At 53.1% G+C, this 23,461-nt stretch carries 19 protein-coding genes; 6 read left to right on the plus strand and 13 right to left on the minus strand.

What is annotated here, in order from left to right:
• Positions 1 to 53: 53 nt before the first annotated feature.
• The 4 genes from K7P01_RS09650 to nirB form a co-directional block, all read right to left on the minus strand.
• A complete protein-coding gene (locus K7P01_RS09650; RefSeq protein ID WP_267292273.1) occupies positions 54 to 716 on the minus strand; it encodes a response regulator transcription factor in 663 nt (220 codons plus the stop codon).
• 20 nt (positions 717 to 736) lie between these two features.
• Positions 737 to 2,587 (minus strand): sensor histidine kinase, encoded by a 1,851-nt coding sequence (locus K7P01_RS09655; protein ID WP_267292275.1) that lies wholly within the window; start codon positions 2,585 to 2,587, stop codon positions 737 to 739.
• Between the two features lie 93 nt (positions 2,588 to 2,680).
• Positions 2,681 to 3,064, minus strand: a complete 384-nt coding sequence (gene nirD, locus K7P01_RS09660) for a nitrite reductase small subunit NirD (protein WP_267292277.1) — start codon at positions 3,062 to 3,064, stop codon at positions 2,681 to 2,683.
• 24 nt (positions 3,065 to 3,088) lie between these two features.
• A complete protein-coding gene (gene nirB / locus K7P01_RS09665; RefSeq protein ID WP_267292279.1) occupies positions 3,089 to 5,581 on the minus strand; it encodes a nitrite reductase large subunit NirB in 2,493 nt (830 codons plus the stop codon).
• 105 nt (positions 5,582 to 5,686) lie between these two features.
• On the opposite strand from nirB, the gene cobA reads away from it, so the two are divergent.
• Positions 5,687 to 6,463 carry a uroporphyrinogen-III C-methyltransferase gene (gene cobA / locus K7P01_RS09670; protein ID WP_267292281.1) on the plus strand — a complete coding sequence of 259 codons (777 nt, stop codon included), beginning with the start codon at positions 5,687 to 5,689 and terminating at the stop codon, positions 6,461 to 6,463.
• A gap of 2 nt (positions 6,464 to 6,465) precedes the next feature.
• Positions 6,466 to 6,936, plus strand: a complete 471-nt coding sequence (locus tag K7P01_RS09675) for a nitrate reductase associated protein (RefSeq protein ID WP_267292283.1) — start codon at positions 6,466 to 6,468, stop codon at positions 6,934 to 6,936.
• Here K7P01_RS09675 and K7P01_RS09680 read toward each other — a convergent pair.
• Positions 6,928 to 7,485, minus strand: a complete 558-nt coding sequence (locus K7P01_RS09680) for an NTP transferase domain-containing protein (RefSeq protein WP_267292285.1) — start codon at positions 7,483 to 7,485, stop codon at positions 6,928 to 6,930. The two genes, K7P01_RS09675 and K7P01_RS09680, sit on opposite strands and share 9 nt — an antisense overlap.
• Positions 7,485 to 8,018, minus strand: a complete 534-nt coding sequence (locus K7P01_RS09685) for a DUF6265 family protein (protein ID WP_267292287.1) — start codon at positions 8,016 to 8,018, stop codon at positions 7,485 to 7,487. Before K7P01_RS09685 ends, K7P01_RS09680 begins: the two co-directional genes overlap by 1 nt.
• 844 nt (positions 8,019 to 8,862) lie before the next feature.
• Between K7P01_RS09685 and K7P01_RS09690 the strand changes: the two genes are divergently transcribed.
• Entirely contained in the window at positions 8,863 to 10,026 is a 1,164-nt protein-coding gene (locus K7P01_RS09690) for a fatty acid desaturase family protein (RefSeq protein WP_267292289.1), read from the plus strand.
• 161 nt (positions 10,027 to 10,187) lie between these two features.
• Here the strand turns inward: K7P01_RS09690 and K7P01_RS09695 are convergent, their stop codons facing one another.
• The 3 genes from K7P01_RS09695 to K7P01_RS09705 form a co-directional block, all read right to left on the minus strand.
• A complete protein-coding gene (locus K7P01_RS09695) occupies positions 10,188 to 11,648 on the minus strand; it encodes a carbohydrate-binding protein (RefSeq protein WP_267292291.1) in 1,461 nt (486 codons plus the stop codon).
• A 243-nt stretch (positions 11,649 to 11,891) separates the two neighbouring features.
• Positions 11,892 to 16,535 carry an Ig-like domain-containing protein gene (locus tag K7P01_RS09700; RefSeq protein WP_317987607.1) on the minus strand — a complete coding sequence of 1,548 codons (4,644 nt, stop codon included), beginning with the start codon at positions 16,533 to 16,535 and terminating at the stop codon, positions 11,892 to 11,894.
• Between the two features lie 19 nt (positions 16,536 to 16,554).
• Positions 16,555 to 18,714, minus strand: a complete 2,160-nt coding sequence (locus tag K7P01_RS09705) for an Ig-like domain-containing protein (RefSeq protein ID WP_267292293.1) — start codon at positions 18,712 to 18,714, stop codon at positions 16,555 to 16,557.
• Between the two features lie 243 nt (positions 18,715 to 18,957).
• Between K7P01_RS09705 and K7P01_RS09710 the strand changes: the two genes are divergently transcribed.
• Positions 18,958 to 19,287, plus strand: a complete 330-nt coding sequence (locus tag K7P01_RS09710; RefSeq protein ID WP_267292295.1) for a DMT family transporter — start codon at positions 18,958 to 18,960, stop codon at positions 19,285 to 19,287.
• Here the strand turns inward: K7P01_RS09710 and K7P01_RS09715 are convergent.
• Together K7P01_RS09715 and K7P01_RS09720 are read right to left on the minus strand one after the other, a co-directional pair.
• A complete protein-coding gene (locus tag K7P01_RS09715) occupies positions 19,284 to 19,868 on the minus strand; it encodes a DinB family protein (protein ID WP_267292297.1) in 585 nt (194 codons plus the stop codon). The two genes, K7P01_RS09710 and K7P01_RS09715, sit on opposite strands and share 4 nt — an antisense overlap.
• 69 nt (positions 19,869 to 19,937) lie before the next feature.
• Entirely contained in the window at positions 19,938 to 20,525 is a 588-nt protein-coding gene (locus K7P01_RS09720) for a Crp/Fnr family transcriptional regulator (RefSeq protein ID WP_267292299.1), read from the minus strand.
• 85 nt (positions 20,526 to 20,610) lie between these two features.
• Here K7P01_RS09720 and trxA point away from each other — a divergent pair, with 85 nt between their 5' ends.
• The gene (gene trxA, locus K7P01_RS09725) at positions 20,611 to 20,913 is read left to right on the plus strand and encodes a thioredoxin (protein ID WP_267292301.1); all 303 of its coding nucleotides are present in this window, start codon (positions 20,611 to 20,613) and stop codon (positions 20,911 to 20,913) included.
• Between the two features lie 94 nt (positions 20,914 to 21,007).
• Positions 21,008 to 21,517 carry a ferritin-like domain-containing protein gene (locus K7P01_RS09730; RefSeq protein ID WP_267292303.1) on the plus strand — a complete coding sequence of 170 codons (510 nt, stop codon included), beginning with the start codon at positions 21,008 to 21,010 and terminating at the stop codon, positions 21,515 to 21,517.
• Here the strand turns inward: K7P01_RS09730 and K7P01_RS09735 are convergent.
• The gene (locus K7P01_RS09735) at positions 21,514 to 22,209 is read right to left on the minus strand and encodes an NAD-dependent epimerase/dehydratase family protein (RefSeq protein ID WP_267292305.1); all 696 of its coding nucleotides are present in this window, start codon (positions 22,207 to 22,209) and stop codon (positions 21,514 to 21,516) included. The two genes, K7P01_RS09730 and K7P01_RS09735, sit on opposite strands and share 4 nt — an antisense overlap.
• Before the next feature lie 43 nt (positions 22,210 to 22,252).
• A complete protein-coding gene (locus K7P01_RS09740) occupies positions 22,253 to 23,056 on the minus strand; it encodes a helix-turn-helix domain-containing protein (RefSeq protein WP_267292307.1) in 804 nt (267 codons plus the stop codon).
• Positions 23,057 to 23,461: the final 405 nt, after the last annotated feature.

Here is a 23,461-nt window from a genome sequence, read left to right on the forward strand (position 1 = left end):
AAAATACGTAACAATATTACCGAAAACGTTCGAACTACGTAATATGGGTGTTCTTAGGCGATATTTTCCCGTACGGCCTTGTTCACCATATCGATCGCGTTGTTCACGCCCAGCTTTTTCATGATGTTAAAGCGGTGTGTTTCGATCGTACGCTGACTCTTGTCGAGCGCCTCGGCAATTTCCTTGTTGTGTCTGCCATCGATCACCATACGCAGGATTTGCTTTTCGCGCTTGGACAAACTATAGGGATCAGCGACCGATGTATCTTCACGACGCGCAGGCCGCTGCCCGCCTTGCAAAAGCCGATTGGCCAACACATGCGAGACCGCGCCGGTGTAATATTTACTGCCCCCGTGCACCGCACGCAGCGCCTTGAGAAATTCCTCCTTATCGGTGTCTTTTAACAGGTAGCCATATGCATCGGCATTGAGAGCTTCCAGCACATATTCCTCGGAGTCATGCATGGAAAGAATCACCGCCTTGGTACCCGGTGCATATTCCTTGACGCGGGCAGCCGCCTCCAAACCGTCCATCTGCGGCATGCGGATGTCCAGCACCAGAATATCGGGCTTCAACGTGCGGGCTGCCTCCAACGCTTCCTGGCCGTTACTGGCCTCTCCTACCACTTCCATTTCGGCGTCAGACTCGAGCATCGCCCGGATACCCTTCCGCACCAATACGTGGTCGTCGGCCAATACTATTTTGATGTGTTCCATTGCTTTCTGTATACCGGTTTCTACGATAAAGTTTTTGCACGCAGGGGCACCGTCAGCGACACCGTAGTACCGGCACCCAGTTCCGAGCGTATCTCTAAGCGGCCGTGAATATACTCGGTCCGCTCGTACATATTAAATAACCCCCGCCCCGAGCTAATATCAATGTTACGATCCTTCAGGGCACGGGCGTCAAAACCTTTTCCAGTATCACGCACCGACACAAGCAGGTCGCTATCGGTTTGTGACAGCGTAACATCCACCTGTGGGCTGGCCGAATACTTAATAGCATTATTGATTGCCTCCTGCGTGATGCGAAAAATATTATTCTCAACATTCTCCGGCAAACGCTCGATCGTGCCTTCGCTTGTGTACGTAAGCGACATGGCCGTCAGCTTGGCAATTTCATGGATAAAAACATTCAAGGCCGCTTGTAAACCATAGTCTCCGAGTACGGTAGGCTTCAGGTTAAATGTCACACGACGTACTTCTTTAATCACATCTTTTACGAGGTGATCGATTTCGGCAATCTTCTTCTCGGCCTTCGCCGTGTCAGCCAGGTCAATGGCGCTGATCTGAAAATTAAGCGACGTCAACATCTGCCCGATGCCATCATGAATATCCATGGCCAGCCGCTTCCGTTCTTCTTCCTGTCCCTCGAGGATCAACACCGACCGGAACTTCTGCTGATTGATCTTCCGTTCAATTTCCGCCTTGTTCTTCTGCTTCATGCCGTGCTCGGCTTCCTTGCGCAGGGTGATGTCCGAGACAAACACCAATAGCTCGGATACCTGCCCCTGTTGTTCGTAAACCGGTGTGATCGTAACATCCATCCAGGCCATCGTACCACCCGGGCGTGCCAATGCAAGCTCGCCTTGCCAACTGGTACCTTCCGAGACCGTATCAATAACAACGTCCATCCAATCACCCGGATCACCAATGCCGTCGAAGAGATCACTCAACCGCAGGTCCTCATCGGGCTGCGAGTCCCCGACCAGCACCTGCCCCACAAAAGCATCTGCCAGAAACAGCACGTTGCCGCCACGATCGGCACGCGCCAGCAAACGCGGGCTCTCCGGCGGCTGATTGACGATCGACAGCTGCTCATACGACTTTTCCAACGACGCATATAGCTCACCAATCTCTTTGGAAAGCTTGCGCGCATTCTTCTCCGACGTCATCAACTGATGCAGCGTGTTACTGACGTACACCGTGGTCGGCCGGAAAATAAAAATAAACTCCAGCAAAATGGTACCGATCACAATGGCCAGGATGATATACTCGATGCGGCTCAGCGATTCGATCTTATCATTAGCCTCTACTTCATATTGCGCCACAATGCGCTCCATGCCTTGCAGGAAGGCGCCTTCCGCCTGGCGCACCGCCAGAATAGAGGCTCGCAACGAATCGTACGAAACTTGTGGATCCTGTTTCAACTGCGTCAGAATATGCGAAGTATGTTCTCCCATGGAGCTATACGGCACCGCGGCTTCGTGAAAGAGCTGCGTAATTGCGGCACTATTTCGCCCGGGCAAATGCAAGCTGTCGTTGCCGTACTGCAACCCCTGTTGCGAGGTATGCCACAAGTGAAAGGCCGCATCAAGATCGGCGGCAATCATTTGGCGGTCGGCCGCAGACTGCGCGGGTTCGAGGTATAGCAGCGTCTTTGTGATCTTCTGGCTCAACATCCGTTGTTTGCCGGCCACGTTCACCACGCGCGAGTCGCTGCGTTGCGCCTGCAGGTGACTTTGTATGAGTGCCTGGCCGGTAATGGCCACCGTCGCAATAACACTCAACGCCAGTACGTAGAGCGTACCGAGTCGGCTAAAACGGCTGCGTTGAATCGTGGCGGATGGATCGGGTTGCGGGAGCATATACGTAGCAAATTACGTAAAATTCTACTGAATGACAGGGAAACAAAAGTGCCGGGCGGGGCCCGGCACCTGACCTAAACCAGTACAAAGGCTTTACGCCGTAAAGCCGATGTACACGAAGCCATCAACGACCTTGACCGGATATACCGTGATCGACTCCTCCTCTGCATTCAGGCATTGCCCGGTGTGCAGGGAAAATGTTTTTTTATGAAAGGGACATGCTACCTTCGCCTCACCCGCTGTCGTACCAATAATACCGCGCGCCAGCACCATTTGCATTTTGTGCGGACAGAGATTCTGACAGGCATACCATTCAGCGCGACGGGAAAAATTAAAGACCGCAATCTGTTTATCGCCATACTTCACACATGCGCCGCCATTCTCTGGAAAATCGGTCGCACGTGCCGCACGATACCAGTGCGCTACGTCCGTGCTGTTGGGAGATGTATAGGTCGTAAGATCGTTCGTTGATTCCATGGTTAAGTATCCGTTTAAAATTCTCTATTTACGATTCCAGTCGGCCGGCATCTTTTGGCCACGCAGGTCGACAAACGACAGCGTATCATCACTTGCGTCGTCGTTGACAAAGTGACGGTACTGCGCGCGCAACGCCGGCGTTTCCACCACCTTCTTCCACTCACATTCATAGTTTGCCATGAGCTCTTTCATTTCTTTCTCCAGCATGGCACCTATGCCGAGCGAGTCTTCTACCACTACCTGGCGCAAATGCTCGAGGCCTCCTTCCATCTTATTAAGCCAGGTCGCGGTACGTGTCAGCGGATCGGCGGTCTTGATATAGTACATCAGAAAGCGATCGATCAGCCGCACACAGGTGTCCGTGTCGACGTCCGTCACCAACAGCTTCGCGTGCTGCGGACGCGCACCGCCGTTACCACAGACATATAGATTCCAGCCTTTCTCCGTCGCAATAATGCCGAAGTCCTTTGACTGTGCTTCCGCGCACTCGCGTATACAACCTGATACAGCGCCTTTAAACTTGTGTGGCGCCCGCAGCCCCTTGTAGCGGTTCTCGATAAAAACAGCGAACGATACCGAATCTTGCACGCCGAAGCGGCACCACGTAGAGCCTACGCAGCTTTTGATTGTACGCAACGACTTGCCATACGCATGACCGCTCTCAAAACCTTCCTGGATCAATTCTTCCCAAATCAACGGTAGCTCGTGCACCTGGGCGCCGAACATGTCGATTCGCTGACCCCCGGTAATCTTGGTATAGAGGTTATACTTTTCAGCAATACGGCCGATCGCCATCAACTTCTTGGGCGTGATCTCCCCCCCGGCAATGCGCGGTACGACCGAGTACGTACCACCGCGCTGAATATTGGCCAGGAAACGGTCATTGGTATCCTGGATCGTCGCCTGCTCGGCAATCACTTCATTCCAGATACTCGCCAGCAATGATGCGACCGCGGGTTTACAAATCTCGCAACCGTCGCCTATACCGTGTTTATCCAGCAACGCATCATACGTACGAATACCTTCTACTTTAATGATATCATACAGATCTTGTCGCGTAAAGGCAAAGTGCTCGCACAGGGTTTTCTTCACCACTACGCCCAGGCTTTCGAGTGTCATCTTCAAGACGTCGTTCACCAACGGTGTACAACCACCGCACCCTGTACACGCCTTCGTAGTCTTTTTTAGATCATCGATCGTACGGGCGCCCTTGTCTTTGATCTGACAGATCAGATCACCTTTCGTTATATTTTCGCACGAGCAAATCTGCGCGGTGTCCGGAAGACTTTTTACTCCCGCGCCTTCGTCCTCTTTTCCCGGAACGCCGATGATGAGCGTCTCCGGTTGAGCCGGTAGCGGAATTTTATTCACTACCATCTGGTGAAAGATATTATACTGACTGGCGTCCCCCACGAGAATACCGCCCAGCAGATGCTTCCGGTCGGCCGAGATATTAATGCGCTTGTACACACCGTTGCAACGATCCTGGAAAGCAATCGGTATACTGCCCGGAGTTTCACCAAACGGATCTCCAAAGCTTCCCACATCCACCCCCAGCAGCTTGAGTTTGGTCGACATGTCGAAGCCCATAAACTTTTTGGACAGGTCACCCGTCAGCTGACGTGCCACGACATCGGCCATATCATAGCCGGGAGCCACCAGGCCGTAAATCATGTTATTATGTATGGCTGCCTCGCCGATGGCAAAGATATGCTCATCGGTTGTACGCAGATAATCATCTACTTGTATACCCCCGCGGGCATGCACGGCAAGGCCACACGCCTTCGCTACTTCATCCCGCGGACGAATACCCGCGGAGATGACCAGCATCTCCACCGGTAACGCTGTACCATCGGCAAACTCCAGGCCGGTAATACGGTCTTCACCCGCAATACGTTTGGTGGCTTTACCCGTATGGATCGTAATACCGATCTGTGTAAGCTTATGCGCCAGTATGGTAGCACCAGCTTCGTCGAGTTGCCGCGGCATCAGGCGCGGAGCAAATTCAACAACGTGCGCTTCCAGATTCAAATCTACCAATGCCTTGGCCGCTTCGAGGCCAAGCAAGCCGCCCCCCAATACCGCCGCTGTACGGCAGCGCTGACCATATTCGATAATCTGATTCAGGTCTTCAATTGTTCTATAGACAAAAACTCCATCCAGCGCCACACCGTCCAACGGCGGCACAAACGCACCCGAGCCCGTTGCCAGTACGAGGTAATCGTAATGGTCTGTAATCCCATGATGCGTTCGGATGGTCTTGTTCGTCCGGTCGATCTCTGTTACGAGCTCGCCCGTATGGAGTGTGATCCCTTGCTCATGATACCACCCGCGCGGAGCCATTAACAGATCGTCGGCCGTCTTACCGGCAAAGTATTCACTGAGGTGCACCCGGTCATAGGCCGGACGGATCTCTTCACCGTACACCGTAATGCGTATGTCGCCAGACAGCTTGCGCAGCTTTTCACACAGCTTAAAGCTGGTCATTCCATTTCCCACCAGTATTACGTGCTTCATTTTCAAACGATTTAGTAGCTTGATGCCTTATTTTTAAGTAATAATACGTAAATAACACTGTATTACGCAAAATATTTACGTATTATTACGTAAAACAATAGCATCATGATCCGAAGCGAAGCAAAAGTTATGTTGGTCGGCGCCGGGCCCGGTGATCCGGAGCTGATCTCTGTAAAAGGGCTGAAAGCAGTCGCCCAGGCCGACGTTCTATTATATGATGCCCTGGTCGCACCGGCGTTGCTGGAGCAGGTCAAGCCTGGCTGCCGCTTGGTATATGTGGGAAAACGTCGCGGCCACAAGGCTTTTGAACAAGAGGAGATCAATGCGCTACTTCTCTTCTATGCCCAACGGCATGTCAGGGTAGTCAGGCTCAAAGGAGGGGACCCGTTTGTATTCGGCCGCGGCCACGAAGAGCTGATGTATTTGCAACAGCACGGCGTCACCGCGGAAGTCATTCCAGGCATCTCCAGCGCACTGGCAGCACCTGCGGCCGCAGGTATCCCGCTCACCAAACGGCACGTCAACGAAAGCTTCTGGGTAGTAACCGGCGTATTGAGCGATGGCTCGCTGGCCGGCGACCTGCATCACGCAGCCCAATCCACGGCCACCGTCATTATATTAATGGGAATGGCCCAACTGCCCGAGATCGTGCGGCTCTTCAGCCAGGCACGCTCGCCGCTGGAGCCCATCGCTGTAATACAGAACGCCACCTGCGCCGATCAGCAGATAGCCATCTCGATGCTGTGCAACATTACTGAAACGGTCCAGCAACAAGGCTTGACCTCTCCCGCGGTAATGGTGATCGGTAAAGTGGTTGACGAACACACCCTCACCCACGCCCTGGCATTTCAAAAAGATCCTTACCTCGTAAAACGCTCCTGACCATGACAACCACGGCAATCGAATACTTCGCCTTCGAAGAAGACTTCGTCGAAGACAACGTACGGTGTATTCCCATGATCGTACGCTATAAACTGGATGCTTGCCTAATCAAGCTAAAACTGGCGGAATGGAGCCGGATGACCGTGGAAGAGCGGTCATTATTAGCGGCGTTGCCCTGTGAAACAGCCATGGAAATCGAAGAGTACCGGAATTTTCTCTGCGACATCATACACCTCCGCACCGGTCAGCATGCAACGCCCCTATCCCCGGCAGCAGCCTATACCCCAGCGCGCTTGCAAGACATGCCGGCAAGCCTGTGCGAAACATTAGACCAGCAACGGTATACCGTGTCGTCTGAACAATGGCATCGCCTCTCTGTCCTGCAACGGTTCGCATTGGTAAAGCTGAGCACGTCGACACACGAACAAAAAAACTTTCCCCATGCCCTGCGTGAGTTTAATCTTCTACAATGAAGGCCAGTCGGTGGGATAATTTACATTCAGAAAAATGCCGGCATCGGAAGGCGGTATCATACTGATAACTTCGTTATTCAATACCTGTTGCGGCCCAATCGTACCCGCGGCCACATGGCGCCGTAAGACCGGCAGCGCCGCCGGCTCCCAAATTGCAAGCAACGGCTCTGGCACCTTCCGTGCCGGATTATAAAAGCACGTCGCGATCCGCCCGGGATCACGTGCCGCCACCAACTGCAAGATCACCTGCCTATCCACCCGCGGCATATCTACGGCTACTGCCAACCATGCCCGATCCGGGTACTGCTGCAATGCGCTCATGATGCCATTCAACGGACTCCGAAAATCAAACGCATCCGTCACAACGTTCCAGCTACCATCAACCTCCTGGTCCTGTCGACAGGAAAGGAAAACTTCCTCACAGTGCGCCGCCAGGACACGCCGCAAGTATTCCCGCTGTGGTACTCCATGAAATTCGAGCAACGCTTTATCGCGCCCCATACGCGAACTATACCCACCACTCAGGATCAGCCCATTCAGTATCGCCATCACTTTACCCGCCTCATGGGAAATTGCACTGACTTTTCCCCCTGCATCCCCGAAATTACCGCCACGATAGAATCCTGGGTAATTCGCGTGTAGGCAATACGCTGCGGAAAGTCATGCGCCGGGTTTTCAAAGATCATCTCCTTCTCCGTTACCGTTGCCTCGGTAAACGTTATCGGCTGTCCACTGTTCTGATCGCGCACCGTCGGAACATAGAGCAGTTTACCACCGCGCATTTCCAGGTTCACAACCTCCGCCGAAACCGTATCCTTGCCCGCCACAAAACAGCTCCTCCCAGTATAGGTGGAATCATCCCTTACCTGCCAGGCCTCGTACAACACACCACGTGAAGTATTGTTCCGCCATTCCCCCAACAACCACGCCACCCGCTCCAACCGCTTCCCATCAGACGTGTTCGTCTCTGGCTGCGCGGCTACCGGCTCCGCCGGGCGCGTCCGATTACAAGCACTCAACGTAATAGCTAACATCAATGCGAAGAAATCCTTTCGTAAAAAGCCGTAATTTTGTATATTCATAATCAGGCGATATTTCAACAAAGTTTTATCGCGGTGTTACAGCGACCTTACAATGACTTTATAGCGACATTTAATCCAAGATACTTAAAAATACACCGACCTTCGCTACTGAAACACATTCACTCCCCCACGACCCTGCGTCATCCTACACCCGTGAGTTCTGCCAGTTCCTGGAATATCGCCTGGGCGATGCCTTCGCGCATTCAAACAAGGAAGCCAGTCGTGGCTTTTGGTGCGACGGTGTTGGCACTCCGTACTTCGACTACCAACTCACCCGTAAGCACGTAAACGATACACGAAAAATCGAAACCAAAGCCTGGATTGGCCCTGGTGGCCAGGAAGAGTACGCCTTAGTCATCCACTTCGGCAAATACGCCCTACGCCGCTACGCAAAAGGTGCCTCACTCAGCGACTGCGTCCCCAGTCCCGACACGGACGACTGGTGCATCATAAACGCTACCTCCAAAACGGTAGAAATATACCTGCGATAGGGTAACAAAAAATTAATATTGTACAATAATCGCCTAAAAAGTACGTCGCATGGTTATTCCCCTGGCGCAAGATCCTTATCGACGGAGCATAGTACTTTGTTCGAAAAAAATGCGTAACTTTGACTAGTAAACAGGAGAGGTATTTAATTCACTATTGGTCATCCAATTCTTTGATAGTTGTTTATCCTTCTCCGCATATTTCATCACCGCTTTAATCTTAACTAACGAAAGCATTTTTTACAGCTTAAACGTCCACATTTCGCCACAGCGGCCCCAGATGCACGGCATCGTGGGACTCCCGGAACAGGCGCTTGCACGTAGTTACGATCATTTATTAATCTTTTGAACAACACATGAATCACTCTGAAACAGGGCAATTCGCACAGGCAAACAATCCCCTGCCCGCCGTAAAACCGGTGACGTTTGCCAACACACAACGCGACTTTTCGACCACCTTGAATAAACGTGTCAACGAATACTTTCGGGAGAACAAAATCAACCGCCATGGCGACAGTGAAATGGTGCTGAAGACAATTTTTATGTTCACGCTGTATTGCCTGCCGTACGCACTCCTCGTTACGGGTGTACTGACCGGCACACTCTGGGCACTCGCGAGCATCGTCGTGATGGGACTGGGCCTGGCGGGTATCGGACTGTCCGTCATGCACGACGCCAACCACGGCGCGTATTCGAATAAGACCTGGGTCAATACATTGATGGGCTATTCGCTCAACCTGGTCGGTGCCAATGCCTTTAACTGGAAAATGCAGCACAATGTGTTGCACCATACCTACACCAACGTGCACGAAGAGGACGAAGACATTAGCCCACGAGGCGTGCTGCGGCTTACGCCGCATTCGTCCTGGAAGCACATGCACCGGTATCAGTTCATCTATGCCTGGTTCTTGTACGGCCTGATGACCATTGTGTGGCTGTTCTTTAAGGACTTTGTACGCATCGTGCGGTATGGCCGCGACGGATTGGCAAAAAAACACAACGCCAACATCGCACGCGAATGGTTCATTCTGATTGTATCAAAGCTGGTATATGTCAGTTATATCTTTGTAATCCCTATGGTGGCAACATCGTTCCTGTGGTGGCAGGTCCTGCTGGGTGTTGTACTCATGCACTACATTGCAGGCTTTATCCTGGCGATCATCTTTCAACCGGCGCACGTCGTGGAAGGAACAGAGTTTCCACTTCCCAACGATGACAATATGCTGGAGAACAACTGGGCCGTGCATCAGCTCCACACCACCACCAACTTCGGCAATAGCAGCCGCTGGTTCTCGTGGTATGTAGGCGGACTCAATTTCCAAATCGAGCATCACCTGTTCCCCAATATCTGCCACGTACACTATCGGAAAATCTCGAACATTGTGCAGCAAACGGCAGCAGAATACGGACTACCCTATAAGAGCACCCGAACTTTTATGCAGGCGCTCCGAGGCCACGCCAGACTGTTGCGGGAACTGGGCAAAAGACCGGTACTCACGCCCGTCCACGTCCGGGCTTAAACGCTCTTCGACCATTAAAACTTTTTCAGGAACTCGCCCGGTGTGGCGAGTTTTTCTTTTTTACAGCCATCGCAGCACGCCGGTAAAGTATCGTCAGTCTGAAAAAAGCGAGGCCTCTCCTTGCAGAGAGGCCCCAGACATATAAACACATTAACCCAATGTTACTTCACGAAATTCCGGCTCACAGTCTTTCCGTTGCGGACAAACGTCAGCGTGTAGAAGCCCGGCTGGAGGGAAGACACGTCAACCTTTTTAGAACCTTTCGTCGTCAACACCTTCTTGCCTGACTTGTCGAGAATCTGCAGGCTGCCCGTGGAAAGATCTTCCGACGACACTACGTTGAGCTCATTGGCTACCGGATTGGGATAGATATCAAACGCTGCCGACTGATCTGCAGCAACCTTTGCACTTTCCAGTGACGTAGTCGCTACTGCCGCACCTTGACGTGTGATGCGGATCCAGTTCAGGTTCCAACCACCGGCCTGTGCAAACACACCGAAGTTATAGGTGCCGGCATTCACATAGACGGTATGCGAAACCGTGGTCCAGTTTTGCCAGCCACCCGTGTTTGGCACATCCAGCGCACCCAGCACGGTCGAACCGGCATTGAGGTCAGCCGACAGACGGCCGCCGCCATTCTGGCTGGCAACACGATACTCAATGGTATAGTTACCCGAGGTAGGAAAGTTTACATTGTAGTATGCCATCCAGTCGCTCGCGTCGATGTACCCTACGTTCAGACCACCCCCTGCGTCGGTTGTAGCCTCGGTCTGTACACCCAGCATGGCGCCGTAATTCTCTGCCTGAATGGTTGTGCTGAAAGCTGGCGGATTGCCGTTATCCTGGTATACTTTCACATAGTCCACATAATACTTGGCAGGAAGTGCTGCATCGTTAACAGACCATCCCGGCCAGCGACCACCCACGGCCAGGTTTAATAAAATAAAGAAGTTATTGTGGAACTCGTGCGTGCCGTTCACACCATTGGTGATATCGACCACGTGGTACTGATTGCCGTCGATGAACCAACGGATCGTGTTCGCATTCCACTCGATCGTGTAGAGGTGATAACCGGTTACGTTGGTATTGGTCGAACCGCCGTAGTAGGCATATTGGTTATTGTTATCGGACCAGTGCACAGTACCGTGAATGTCGCTGCCGGTGTTCACATGCTCCATGATGTCGATCTCACCGCATGCAGGCCAACCCGCGCCGGTGCTGATGTTGTCACCCAACATCCAGAAGGCAGGCCATGATCCCTGGAAGTTCGGCATAGCAATACGCGCTTCGATCTTACCATAACGCCATGACTTGCGACCCTGCGTCTTCATACGGGCCGAAGTATAGGCGGAACCACCAAAGTTCTCGCGGCGCGCGGTGATCACCAACTGACCATTCTCTACCGTTGCGTTCTCGCGACGATAGTACTGTAACTCCTGGTTACCCCAGCCATCACTGCCCGTGCCGGTCTCGAACACCCAGTCGGGGCTGATGCCATTCGTAAACTCATCCTGCCAGACCAGCTGCCAGTTCTGTGCAAGAGCTCCGTTTGCCGTCACTGCCAACAAAGGCAGCAGCAACAACCGAAGGCTTTGTACCATCTTCGTAATTATTTTTTCCATAGCATAAACATTAAAGTGAAACAATCCATTAACAGTGTCAGTTGCCGGCAACCGACACGCAATGTTAGGCAGCAGAAAAAGAAAGGGGGAATGTAGTTATTGAGCGGTGTCGCGTATTTATTAAATGGTACGGCCCGCTTACAAGGGAAAATATAGAACCATAACGGTCTTTCATTAAAAGGGAATATCGCCGTTACGGCGATATTCCTTTGTTCATCTGGTTGTAAAAAGTACTTTAATTCTCTAGCGTACCAGGTAGCGCACCAGGCCGCTCTGCGCACCGGCGCCCACGCGTATCAGGTATAATCCACCCGGCAGCGCGGGGACTTCTACCTGCAACGACTGTTGAACACCCTGATATTTCCGGTGTATAAGTTGAGCGCCATCAGCCTTCATCACGTGCACGGCTACATCGCCGGCATCCTGTAGAAAGTCGATCGTTACCACATTGACACGATTGCTTTCTCCCGGATTTGGATACAGCGTGATGGTAGCTCCCTCTGCCGCAAAAGCGTCCGCAGCTGCCACACGTTGTTGCGCGCCACACGCGCCTTTCAATACCCAGGCATCCTGCCAGTACATACCGGTGCCCGGGCCATAGGCCCACGCTGCGCCATTACACCAGCCCGAATAAGGCCACTCACGACACTGATAAATAGAACCACCCTGCTGCACCTGGTTCCCCGCGACGTAGCCGCTATTCTCCACATACTGCGGCACGCCCGTGCAGCCACCGGTAGGATTCGTCACCGTAATGTTCACAGCAGCCGAAGTAGCGCTAAGACCTTCGTTGTCGGTAGCCTTGGCGGTAAACGCATAGTTACCGGCAGCAACACCGTTCCAGGTGTAAGCGTAAGGAGCAGAGGTATCTTCACCCAGCTTCACACTCCCCTGGAAGAATTCCACCTTGGCAACCGCACCATTGTCGGAAGCCGCAGCTTGCAATACAATGGTAGACGGTGCGACATACGTCGTACCCCCCGCGGGAGCCGTCAGGCTTACGACCGGCGGCGTATTGGTATTCGGCACTGTTACCGTAATCGCCACAGCCGACGATGTCGCCGTAGCAGTTGCTGTTGTCACCTTCGCAGTCAGGCTATAAGATCCTGCCACAACATTCGTCCAGGTGAAAGCATACGGTGCGCTCGTGTCTTCACCCAACTTCACTGTACCCTGGAAGAATTCGACCTTTGTAATCGTCCCGCCAGTACCGGCACCTGCCGTAGCCGCTATCTCAATGGAGGCCGGCGCGATAAACGAGCTCTGCGCCGCCGGCGAGGTAATACTTACCGAAGGCGATGTAACCCCTGTCAGGTAAGGACGTCCGGCATCAAACGATTTGAGCTGTTCAAAGAACCAGCCGTTGTCGCCGGCGTTGCCGTTCGACTCCAGCGAGTTGCCATTCAGGTTTGTAAAGTCTGTACAATCTGCCAACCCTTTACCAGCGAGGAAGCCGATAAAGCCGGCATCAAAGAATTCCTGCTTGTGTGTAAAGAAGTACGGCATGAATGTATCTTCATAGCGGTTCACCGTATTCGGCAAGCCCATGTGACCGATCGAGATCTGCCAGCCCAGCAGTGGCAGGCTAACGCCTTGACTAAGCGTCTTTGACCAGCTCACCCACTTGGCATTCTGCGTATCATTCCAATAGTAGTCATTCCGGTTTTGCTTCACCAGCCAGTTGCCCGCGCTCCAACCATTTTTCTCTACGCCAATAAAGTCACCGCGATCACCCGTAGCGGGCAACAGCTGATTGGCAAACTCTACATTGCGTTGTGCCGAATAAGTAACGTCACCCTGGTTCCAGTATACCATGCCCTTTGCGCCGTCGGCCACGGGCGGCCCCGTAACACCGTTGCCGTTCACCGACCAGAAAGACATCAGCAGACCATTGTATGAATCAGGTGCATAACGACGCAGCGTACGAATAATACCTTGCGCCACACCGCTCAGCGTGTTCGGCAGACCGGCCAGGTGTTCATAACCAGCCCCCAGGTTGCTTACTGTAGCCGGCACCTGACGCGGGTCAGACGTTGTACCTTGTTCGAGTGCATTTTGCAGGAAATAACCCCACGTATCCGGCTCGATTACAAAAATCGCTTTGTAACCATTGCTCTTCTCCGCCACCGTACGGATGCTCGAGAAGTACTTACGCATAAAGTCCGCATTGCGAATGTTGTTCTTCAACGCAGCCGCGCCACCTTCCTCCTGCAGCATATAAATGACGTAGGCCGGACGCAGTCCCATCTCCTGTGAGTTGCGCGAGTAGTCCGTACCCCACTGATTAAAGAGCCAGGACAACGCATTGCTGGAAGGATCAACACCATTGTTTACATACGCATAACGATAGTTCAGCTTCACATTCTCTTGTAAGGCTTTCTTCATCCGCACGTTGATGATATTGGTATTGTCACTCACCAGGCCCATCTGGAAGTCACCCCAACCTGCCGGTACTGCCGCAGCCGCCTGTACACTGGCTACCGGTGCTGCTGCGCGTGCCGCCGCCGCCGGCGCACCAAGACCATCAAGGTATGTGCGGTTGGCATTAACAAAACTGTTGTTGTTCTGAAGAACATCCCAGTTGATAGACCAGGCCATGATCCCGCGCAACGCCGGGTAGGTTCCGGTCATGGTGTACTGACCACCGTACGACTGACCTTTTACGATATAGTTAAAGGCCTGCTGTAGTTGTTGGTTCGTCACCTGGCCGCTACCCGCAGCACCGGCCGACGACGGCACGGCAATGACCACCTGGTCCGGACGTAGCGGCGGGAAGAAATACGACGGGTTACCACCTACGTTAAACCCTTTCAACAGCATGTCCGTCATAGACACCAGATAGTCGGGGTTGCCGGACGAATACAACGTGCCATTCAGGCCCATAATCGCCGGCTGGTTATACAGCTGAGACTGCACATACGTGATCTTGTCACGCAATGCATGGATCACCGGAATATACACCCCCGCTCGACGGTCTACGCTGGAATGCAACCCTGCATACCACTGATAGCCCAGTTGCAGATAGAACGCCTCCGGTGCGAACGTAAGAATAAAATTACTCCCGTAGTGATTACAAAGATCGCGAATGGCCCCGATCATCTGTACCACCTTCGGCGACGTAGGATTGCGAAAGTCTGCATCTCCCGTCTCCAGCTCCAACGAGCTTTGCTCCAGGTCTATGTCGATACCATCAAAACCGTATTCGTCAATGATGCTCTTCATGTTGCTGACGAATGTCGTGCGTGCAGCAGCCGTCGTCAGCGAGAAATAACCTTCATACCCACCGATGGAGATCACGATCTTCTTCCCCTGGCTCTGTAACAGCTTGATATCAGACTTGAAGTTGGCAACGGTATAGTCAGCGGTCGCACCCGCGAGTACAAACTTCACCTGGCCATTCGTGCTTCCCACCGTCACCGGTTCAACAAAGGATATGTTGATTACATCCCACTTGGGCGATACATCGCGCAGTTTCACAAACGGCACGCCACCACCCCAGGTATGCCAGTAGCCGCTCATAATGCGCGCAGGCAATCCACCGGTATTGACATCTCCTGCCGTAATAGAAACAGCAGCCGACTCTTTCGTAAAACTACTATTATCCGTCGCACGGGCCACCAGCGTGTGATATCCTTGTGTCGTTGTCCACGAAATGCTATAGGGCGTAGAAGCATCTTCTCCAATCTTGGCGCCATCCACCAAGAACTCAACTTTAGTTATTGAGCCACCGGCATCGCTCGCAGTCGCAGCAATCGTGATTGCCTGCCCTACAGGGAAATTAGTCCCTGCAGTCGGCGCCGTGATGTTTACAGCAGGGCCATTGTTACCGCCGGTGCAATCGCCCAGAAGTTCCCACGCGTTGTCCCATGCCCAGCCGATACCCGGTTCGTATGCACCCCCGAGTGAGCACCATCCACCCACTTCGCACTTATACTTCTTATTATTGTATTGCACTTCATCACCGGTGCTGTAGGTCGATCCATTCACATACGCCGGAATATTACAACCACCGCCGGTATTACCGTTTACGGTAACCGATGCCGTAGCCGAAGTACCCGTTGCACCCGCGTTGTCCGTGGCCACCGCCCGCAGCGCATAGGTACCCGCCGGCACATTGCTCCAGGTATAGCTATAGGGAGCAGAAGTATCTTCGCCCAGCAGCGTTGCGCCGTTATAGAATGCAACGTTAGCAACCGTGCCGTCTGTATCGCTTGCCGTCGCCGTCAGCGTAACACTGGCGGGCGCGGTAAACGACGCGCCATTGGCCGGAGCCGTGAGCGTCGCCACCGGGCTGGCATTTGTCCCACCCGTCACCGTAATGCTGACCGCAGCAGTGGTAGCAGTGCCGCCTGCATTGTCCGTAGCACGCGCCGCGAGGCTATACGTGCCACTCCCAACGCCGGCCCAGGTATAGCTATACGGTGCCGAGGTATCTTCCCCCAGTAACGTCGCGCCCTGGTAGAACCCAACCTTGGCCACGGTACCATCGGTATCACCCGCAGTAGCCGTCAGCGTAACGCTTGCGGGCGCGGCGAACGATGCTCCGTTCGCTGGAGCCGTCAGCGATACCGTGGGATTGACATTTGTCCCACCGCCGTCGCACGGACCGATATAGCGCCACACGTCCCACTCGCCACTGCGCGTCTCAGGGTTCTCTCCTTGCGTCCACCAACGTGCTTCATATATTTTGTTATTTAACGAAACACGGACACCAACGGTGTACGTATTTGCCGCCGTCCACACGGGGTCCGTGCAGGCGACACAGCGCTCGTCGCGGTGTGATGGGGACGAGGCTTGCACCGCCGTGATACAAAAAATCATCAGGACTACGGCAAACCATCGCCGGTATGCCTGCCAGCAAGCGGCCGGAGTATAATGTCTTCTCATGAATATGGCGTGATAGTCGTTATTTAACCAGGTATCGTTGTGTTGTGCTCTTCGCACCGTGCTGCAGGCGGATCAGGTATAACCCCGCCGGTAAGGCCGGAATCTCTGCATCCAGTGTCGTGCCGGTCGGAGTATACTGCCGGCTGTAAACGCCCACACCATCCAACGTCTTAACTTCCACCGTGGCGATGCTGGGCGATGTACCTAAACCAAACGTAACGGTAGCCGTACGACCGGTAACGCCCGGGTTAGGATATACCGCCACGCTCTCAGCTTCCGCAACACGGGCTTGCACAGCGGCAGTCGATGCACCACAGGCAGAAACAAACACCCATGCGTCTTGCCAGTAGGTACCGGTGCCGGGACCATAGGCCCACGCAGCACCATTACACCAGCCTGAATAGGGCCACTCACGGCACTGATATACGCCGCCGGCGTTTTGCACCTGGCTTCCGGCGACATAGCCGTTATTCTCTACATACTGAGGTGCATTGCAACCACCTGTAGGATTCGAGACCGTAATGCTTACAGCCGACGAGGTCGTGGTAGCATTCTGATTATCTGTAGCGCGGGCAGTAATGCTATAGGTACCTGCCGTCACTCCGGTCCAGGTATAGCTATACGGGGAAGAAGTGTCTTCACCCAGTTTTGTGCTCCCCTGAAAGAATTCCACCTTGCTGACCGTGCCATTGGCGTCACTTGCGTTGGCGGCAAGGGTAACAGACGCGGGTGCCGTAAACGTGGCACCGTTGGCCGGCGACGTCAGGCTTACCACCGGCGGTGTATTGCCCCCACTGATCGTCGCGGTAATGGTCACCGACGAAGAAGTTGTCGTCGCACCCTGGTTATCCGTAGCGACAGCTGTCAGCGTATAGCTACCAGCGCCTACGTTGCTCCAGGTAAATGTATACGGTGCCGACGTGTCTTCGCCGAGCAGGGCGCCATTCTGGAAGAACGCTACTTTTGCCACGGAACCGTCGCCGTCAGAAGCATTGGCCGCCAGTGAAACGGTGGCCGGTGCCGTAAACGTTGCGCCGTTGGCCGGCGAGGTAAGACTTACAGTAGGAGCATTATTGCCGCCGCCCAAACTGCTGAAATAAGCGTAGTGGTTGTTCGCAAAGGCGTCGCCCTGAGTCTTATCCCAGTTAACCGACCACGTCATGATACCCCGCAAGTTCGGGTAGGTGCGGTTGGTGACATATGCGCTGCCGTACGAAATGCCTTTGATCAGATAATTCAATGCCTGATGTACTTGTGCAGGCGCCACATATCCACCCGCCGGCGCGGCACCCGTACCGGTAGCGGGCAAGCCAAAGGCTACCTGATCCTCCCGCAACGCCGGAAAGACATTGGCTGTATTACGACCCACAGGGAACCCCTTCAGCAACATGTCCGTCATAGCGACTATAAAGTCCGCCGTACCCTGGTTGTAGATCTTCTCGTCGAGCGCTACTTGCGAGCCGGTATTATAGTACTGCACGTGCACAAACGTGAGCAGGTCACGCAGACCATGCAACACAGGCAGGTAGCCGCCAAAAGCAGTACCATAGAAACCATAACCTCCCTGTACATACTGAGTTTCCGGAGCAGACGTCAGCCAGAAATTTTTACCCTGGCCCCGGAAGTATGTAACGAGCTCACGCGACGCTGCGACCAGGTTGCTGATCTTCGGCGTCGTGGGATTCTTAAAATCGGTATCGCCTGGATTCAGGATCACCGAGGTACCTTCGAGGTCAATGTCATAACCGTCAAAGCCGTACTCGGTAATGATCGTCTTCATCGAGTTTACAAACTTGGTACGGTCCGCAGCCGTGTGCAGCTCTACGGGAGCGTCGGCACCCCCAATCGAAATCTGTACGCGACGACCCTGCGCCTGCAGCGCGCGGATGTCGGCGATAAACTCAGTCTTCGATTGCTGTATGGGTTCAAAGTGCATCGTCATGTCGCCGGGGGCAACAGGCACAGCAAAGGCGATGTTGATAACATTATACTTGGAGTTCACATCACGCAACCGAATGTAAGGAGCGGAAGCATTGTTCCAGTTGTGGAAGTAGCCAACCACGACGCGGTTGCCTAATTGTGCCTGGGCTGGTAAAGCCGGTAGCAGCATACCGAGCAGGCATACCACCGCTACCAGGCGAAACAAGCCCTTGTGGTGTTTTGTAGAAGTTGTGTTCATCTGTTTGTTGTATATGGTTGAATAAATAGGTTACACGCGAACAGGCTGGGAAGGCCTTACGGTAAGCAAGGTCGCCACGAACACCAGCGACATAAAATGTAGTTATTGAATGGCAACGGACATTTATTGAATGGTCATTCGGTCAACCGTGTGCGGAACGCACATAGGAAATGACAAGCTTGGCGCGGGCTGGCATACGACCGTTTGAAACCGTAGCTTTGCCCTGGTAACAAACAGATTGTCATGCATTGGATACTACTGATCGTAGCGGGCCTACTGGAAATAGGCTTTGCTACTTCCCTCGGCAAAGCCCGCGAGGCCACCGGCACAACGGCGCAACTGTGGTATGCCAGCTTTCTGGTATGCCTTACACTCAGCATGTACTTGCTGATGCGCGCGACTGAAACATTGCCTATCGGTACAGCCTATGCTGTGTGGACGGGCATCGGGGCAGTGGGAACAGTACTGGTCGGTATTTTTATTTTTCACGAACCCGCCAGCTTCTGGCGGGTATTTTTTCTCACAACGCTCATTCTTTCCATCGTTGGGCTCAAAGCCCTGTCACCACACTAACGGATGGCCTGTACGACTGTTTCTGGCGACACGGGCAGGTTGCGTAGCGCCTGCTGTATATGACGCTCATCATGGGCGATCAAAAAAGCGAACACATCGCCTAACCGCAACCGAATAAAAGTGGCGATGGAAACCGGCACACGCGTGGCCGTCAGATCGGCACGCCGCGCACGCGAGAGCAGCGCCAGCAATGTCTCCTGCAGATGGATAAACTCGGCCACGATGGCATGCGCATCGAGATCGGGCGGCGGCGCATAGGCTCTCATGGCCTTGATCTTTCGCTTGCCGGTCTCCGGCTGCATCATCCGCGTGAAATAGCTACCGAGCCACGTACTGGTAAACGTCGACGCGTCGGGCTGGCCGTCGTGACGTTGTAGGGACCGGTCGATGGCCGGAAGATAAAAATGGCCATAGCGATTCAGGTGCTCCAGACATTGGGCAATGCTCCAGCCGCCCGTGACGGAAGGTTTCAGCAATACCTGGCTGTCCTGATTCTGAAAATAATAAATCGCCTTTTGCAGGTGTCGCTCGACGCGGGCTTCCAGGCCGTCCAGCCAGTGATGTTTATCTACGGGGCTCATAATGCAAGATTTGAACGACACAAAGGTGGAGCAACACCCGAAAGTAATTGTTGGTAAATACCAGGATTTTCAGATCCGCACACGATTCATAAACTTGCTGAAGTTGGTAGCGTCGATGCCCAGGTAATTAGCCAGGTACTTATGCGGCACCAACTGCAGGATGTGCGGACTACGTTGTAATAATCGCTTGAATTTATCCTCGGACGAAAAACACTGCAGCTCCACCAGCCTTTCCAATACGCCCGAAAGTGTTACATTCAGACTTTGCCGTACCATGGCTGAAATGGCTGGCCGGGCATCCATAAGTCCTTGCATCTCGGCAAAAGGCGTTCGCAGAAATACCGAGGGCGTTAACGTCTCATAAAAATACCGCGACGGCTGCTGCATCAGGAGGGAGTCCAGCACACCACCAAACGAAGGCGCGTACGTAAAAACAATCGTAGCTTCCCGTGCCTGGTCGTCGGCATAAAATACGCGCTGCACCCCTTCCTCCACAAAGTACAGATAGCGCTCTACATCGCCGGCGTAGGTCACGATCTCCTTGCGGCGGGCAGTAGTACGCGTCCAGATACCAGCCATGAACGACCAGTCCTCTTCTGGTAGGGCAAAGTGCGTCTGGAGGGCTTGTTTCAGGGGATGGTCGTCAGGCAATGTCATGCGCGAAAAGCGGGATCGATTCTTGTGCCGGCTAATTTAATGACTAAATTTTGAACCGGCAGAACCGACCCGGTGTTTTACCAACATGGCACAAGGAAACTTTTCAACCCTGGTCAATAGCGAGAAGCTCACCTTCGTAGACTTCTCGGCAGAGTGGTGTGGCCCCTGCAAAACAATGGCCCCGATCCTGCAAGATCTCAAATCACGCGTGGGCGACAAAGTCCGCATTATCAAGATCGACATTGACCGCAACCCCCAGGCGGCCGCCGCCTATCAGGTACAAAGTGTACCAACGCTCATGCTCTTCAAAAACGGTAACGTCTTATGGCGGCAGTCGGGTGTCGTACCGGCTCATTTCCTCCAACAGGTTATCAACGAGCACGCCTGACCCTTGAAGTGATTTAAACAACACTTACATTTAACTGTACATGTCCCGCGCGGGACCTTGTGTGTATCTTGCATATACCCTAACGGCCTCGCGTATGACTATAAAAACCGACACCCTATCGCGCCGTTCCCGCACGTCTTCATCGCGTCCGCTGAACGAGCTGCTTATAGACGAATATTTACTCTATACGGAAACGCGCATTTGTCACTGGCACCTGGAAGATCAACAGGAACCGGGCCTCCGCAATTTTTTACAGCTGCAGTATGAAGCGCTGGACATGCTGCTGGATCGCGTTACGGTATACATGCGCACAGAAGGACATAAGCCCATGCTTCGCCTCCGCGCGTTTCAGCACATCTCGGCATTCCTGGCGGATGACACGGTACCAACTCCCCTAACGATGCTGAAAGATCTGACACAGGCGCACGACGCTATACTACAACGTTTACAAAAAATAAGCCGGCCCCAAAGTACTCCGGCCGGCACCGCTATACTCTTACAAGAATTAACAACGCAACATAAGCAAATGCTTTGCCTGTTAAAGGCACACCTTACGCTGGGCATACTGCAGGCACATCTGCCGCCAGGCCAGGCAACACATTAAGATTTATTGTCGGTTGCCCGTGCGGCAGTCGCCACGATGTCGGATACCTCGAGTATTTTTTTGTCGTAACCCTGCCGGGTAACATCAATCATCGACAAGCCAAGTTCCCGCAGTGTGATGAATACCTTCGGAAATAACGCACGGCCGATCGGATACATCCAACCCATAAATTTATAAAGCGTTAGTACATTCTTCGCGTCTTTATCCGGCTTCATAAAGCCCGGGCGATAGGCGAACACCTGCCGGAAGGGAAGTTTCATCAAGTCGTTCTCCGTCTTGCCTTTGATGCGCGCCCACATCGTCCGCCCCTGTTCTGTGCTGTCCGTACCCGCCCCCGAAACATAGCAGAATGTCATCCGCGGACTTCGCGTGCTGAGAATGTCGGCAATGTGCAGGGTAAGCGTATGCGTGATCTTAAAATACTCCGCTTCCGAAAGGCCTACCACCGACACCCCCAGACAAAAATAACATGCATCATATCCCCCGAGTTGATCCTGTATCGACGACAGGTTATAAAAGTCACCGTGGATAATCTCGCGCAGCTTAGGATGCGTGACGACGCAAGGCTTCCGGTTAATGACAAGTACGGCTTCGACGTTCGGGTTTCGCAAACATTCGTGCAACACGCCCTCTCCCACCATACCGGTGGTGCCCGTTATAATAACGCGTAAGTTCGATGCTGTAGTGGTCATAGGATTGTTTCGATAAAAAATTTATGATGAAATAGTAATCGCGCTATACCAGCGAAGGCGCAACACCGTAGGTTTTTTTAAAGGCGAAGGAAAAGTGAGAAAGGTCTTCAAAGCCCACCTCCAGGTAAACGTCCGAAGGCTTCCGCCCTTTCTCTTTGATCTGATAATGTGCTTCCTCGAGTCGCTTCTGCAGCAGCCACCGACTGGGCGACGTGTGGAACACCTTTTCAAAATCACGTTTGAAGGTAGCAATGCTCCGGCCCGTGAGATACGCAAAACGTTTGAGCTCCACGTTGAAAGCAAAGTGCTGTTTCATGTACGCTTCCAGGTCGATCTTACCAGGCTCGCTAAAATCAAATAACATCGCCCGTAATGCCGGGTCCAATTGCAGCACCAAAAGCACCGCCTCATGGGTTTTTAACGCGGTGATCGCGTCTAACGACTGGCTGGCGCTACTTTCATAGGGAACAAGTGACGTCGCATACGCTGCATACAACGGGTCGCGACGTAGTGGCACCACCGACTTTCCCACATACGGAGTAACAGCCTTGGGGGCATCCGTCAACGCAAAATCACGCAGACGCTCCTGACTAAAGAACACGGTGATACTGCGCATCTGCCCGCTCGTGCCGGGGTACTTCACCGACCGCACCAACTGGTTACGTTTCACCAGAATGGTGTCACCGGCCTGGTACAGCTCCTTACTCGCCCCGGTATCGATCGCCAGGCTGCCTTCGAATATGTGCGTAAACGCATGCTTCGAAAGAAACTTCTCGCTCTCGCGCTTAATGTCTGTATTGCAAGAATATAGAACCTCGGGAAGATGATCCTCACTACCGTTGCTCATAACCTACTTGTTTTTGTGGTAAGACGACACGGCCCGCAGACTATTGTATGTCCCGGACCTCTATTCACAAAGTTCTATTTATCAGCAAGATAATACTTTGTTCAAAAGCTCAATATTCTTTGTTCAAAAGCTCATATTTTAATGTATCGGCGCGCTACGTCGTCATGTCACAAGGTATTTTCCGATAGGGTATCTCTTCTTTTATATGTATATTCATTCACGGGAAGGCTGCGCCCCCGTGCCGATCAGCCGTCAGTGAAAACGATTTCCTCCAGCAGCCCTTCCCAGGCCATTTTCCTATAAGCTGTTTCCATTCTCGTCGCCACAGGATTGTATCGCATACCAATCCTTACTCCGACCTGCTGCGCAATTATGCCTGTCCGATTCTACACTAAAACAATATAT

The organism is Parachryseolinea silvisoli (assembly GCF_021190955.1).
GTDB classification, from domain to species: Bacteria; Bacteroidota; Bacteroidia; order Cytophagales; family Cyclobacteriaceae; genus Ohtaekwangia; species Ohtaekwangia silvisoli.

Bases quoted from the DNA above. Each gene is read 5' to 3' on its own strand.
- K7P01_RS09650 (WP_267292273.1), bottom strand. From the start codon at position 716: ATGGAACACATCAAAATAGTATTGGCCGACGACCACGTATTGGTGCGG.
- K7P01_RS09655 (WP_267292275.1), bottom strand. From the start codon at position 2,587: ATGCTCCCGCAACCCGATCCATCCGCCACGATTCAACGCAGCCGTTTT.
- nirD (WP_267292277.1), bottom strand. From the start codon at position 3,064: ATGGAATCAACGAACGATCTTACGACCTATACATCTCCCAACAGCACG.
- nirB (WP_267292279.1), bottom strand. From the start codon at position 5,581: ATGAAGCACGTAATACTGGTGGGAAATGGAATGACCAGCTTTAAGCTG.
- cobA (WP_267292281.1), top strand. From the start codon at position 5,687: ATGATCCGAAGCGAAGCAAAAGTTATGTTGGTCGGCGCCGGGCCCGGT.
- K7P01_RS09675 (WP_267292283.1), top strand. From the start codon at position 6,466: ATGACAACCACGGCAATCGAATACTTCGCCTTCGAAGAAGACTTCGTC.
- K7P01_RS09680 (WP_267292285.1), bottom strand. From the start codon at position 7,485: ATGGCGATACTGAATGGGCTGATCCTGAGTGGTGGGTATAGTTCGCGT.
- K7P01_RS09685 (WP_267292287.1), bottom strand. From the start codon at position 8,018: ATGAATATACAAAATTACGGCTTTTTACGAAAGGATTTCTTCGCATTG.
- K7P01_RS09690 (WP_267292289.1), top strand. From the start codon at position 8,863: ATGAATCACTCTGAAACAGGGCAATTCGCACAGGCAAACAATCCCCTG.
- K7P01_RS09695 (WP_267292291.1), bottom strand. From the start codon at position 11,648: ATGGAAAAAATAATTACGAAGATGGTACAAAGCCTTCGGTTGTTGCTG.
- K7P01_RS09700 (WP_317987607.1), bottom strand. From the start codon at position 16,535: ATGAGAAGACATTATACTCCGGCCGCTTGCTGGCAGGCATACCGGCGA.
- K7P01_RS09705 (WP_267292293.1), bottom strand. From the start codon at position 18,714: ATGAACACAACTTCTACAAAACACCACAAGGGCTTGTTTCGCCTGGTA.
- K7P01_RS09710 (WP_267292295.1), top strand. From the start codon at position 18,958: ATGCATTGGATACTACTGATCGTAGCGGGCCTACTGGAAATAGGCTTT.
- K7P01_RS09715 (WP_267292297.1), bottom strand. From the start codon at position 19,868: ATGAGCCCCGTAGATAAACATCACTGGCTGGACGGCCTGGAAGCCCGC.
- K7P01_RS09720 (WP_267292299.1), bottom strand. From the start codon at position 20,525: ATGACATTGCCTGACGACCATCCCCTGAAACAAGCCCTCCAGACGCAC.
- trxA (WP_267292301.1), top strand. From the start codon at position 20,611: ATGGCACAAGGAAACTTTTCAACCCTGGTCAATAGCGAGAAGCTCACC.
- K7P01_RS09730 (WP_267292303.1), top strand. From the start codon at position 21,008: ATGACTATAAAAACCGACACCCTATCGCGCCGTTCCCGCACGTCTTCA.
- K7P01_RS09735 (WP_267292305.1), bottom strand. From the start codon at position 22,209: ATGACCACTACAGCATCGAACTTACGCGTTATTATAACGGGCACCACC.
- K7P01_RS09740 (WP_267292307.1), bottom strand. From the start codon at position 23,056: ATGAGCAACGGTAGTGAGGATCATCTTCCCGAGGTTCTATATTCTTGC.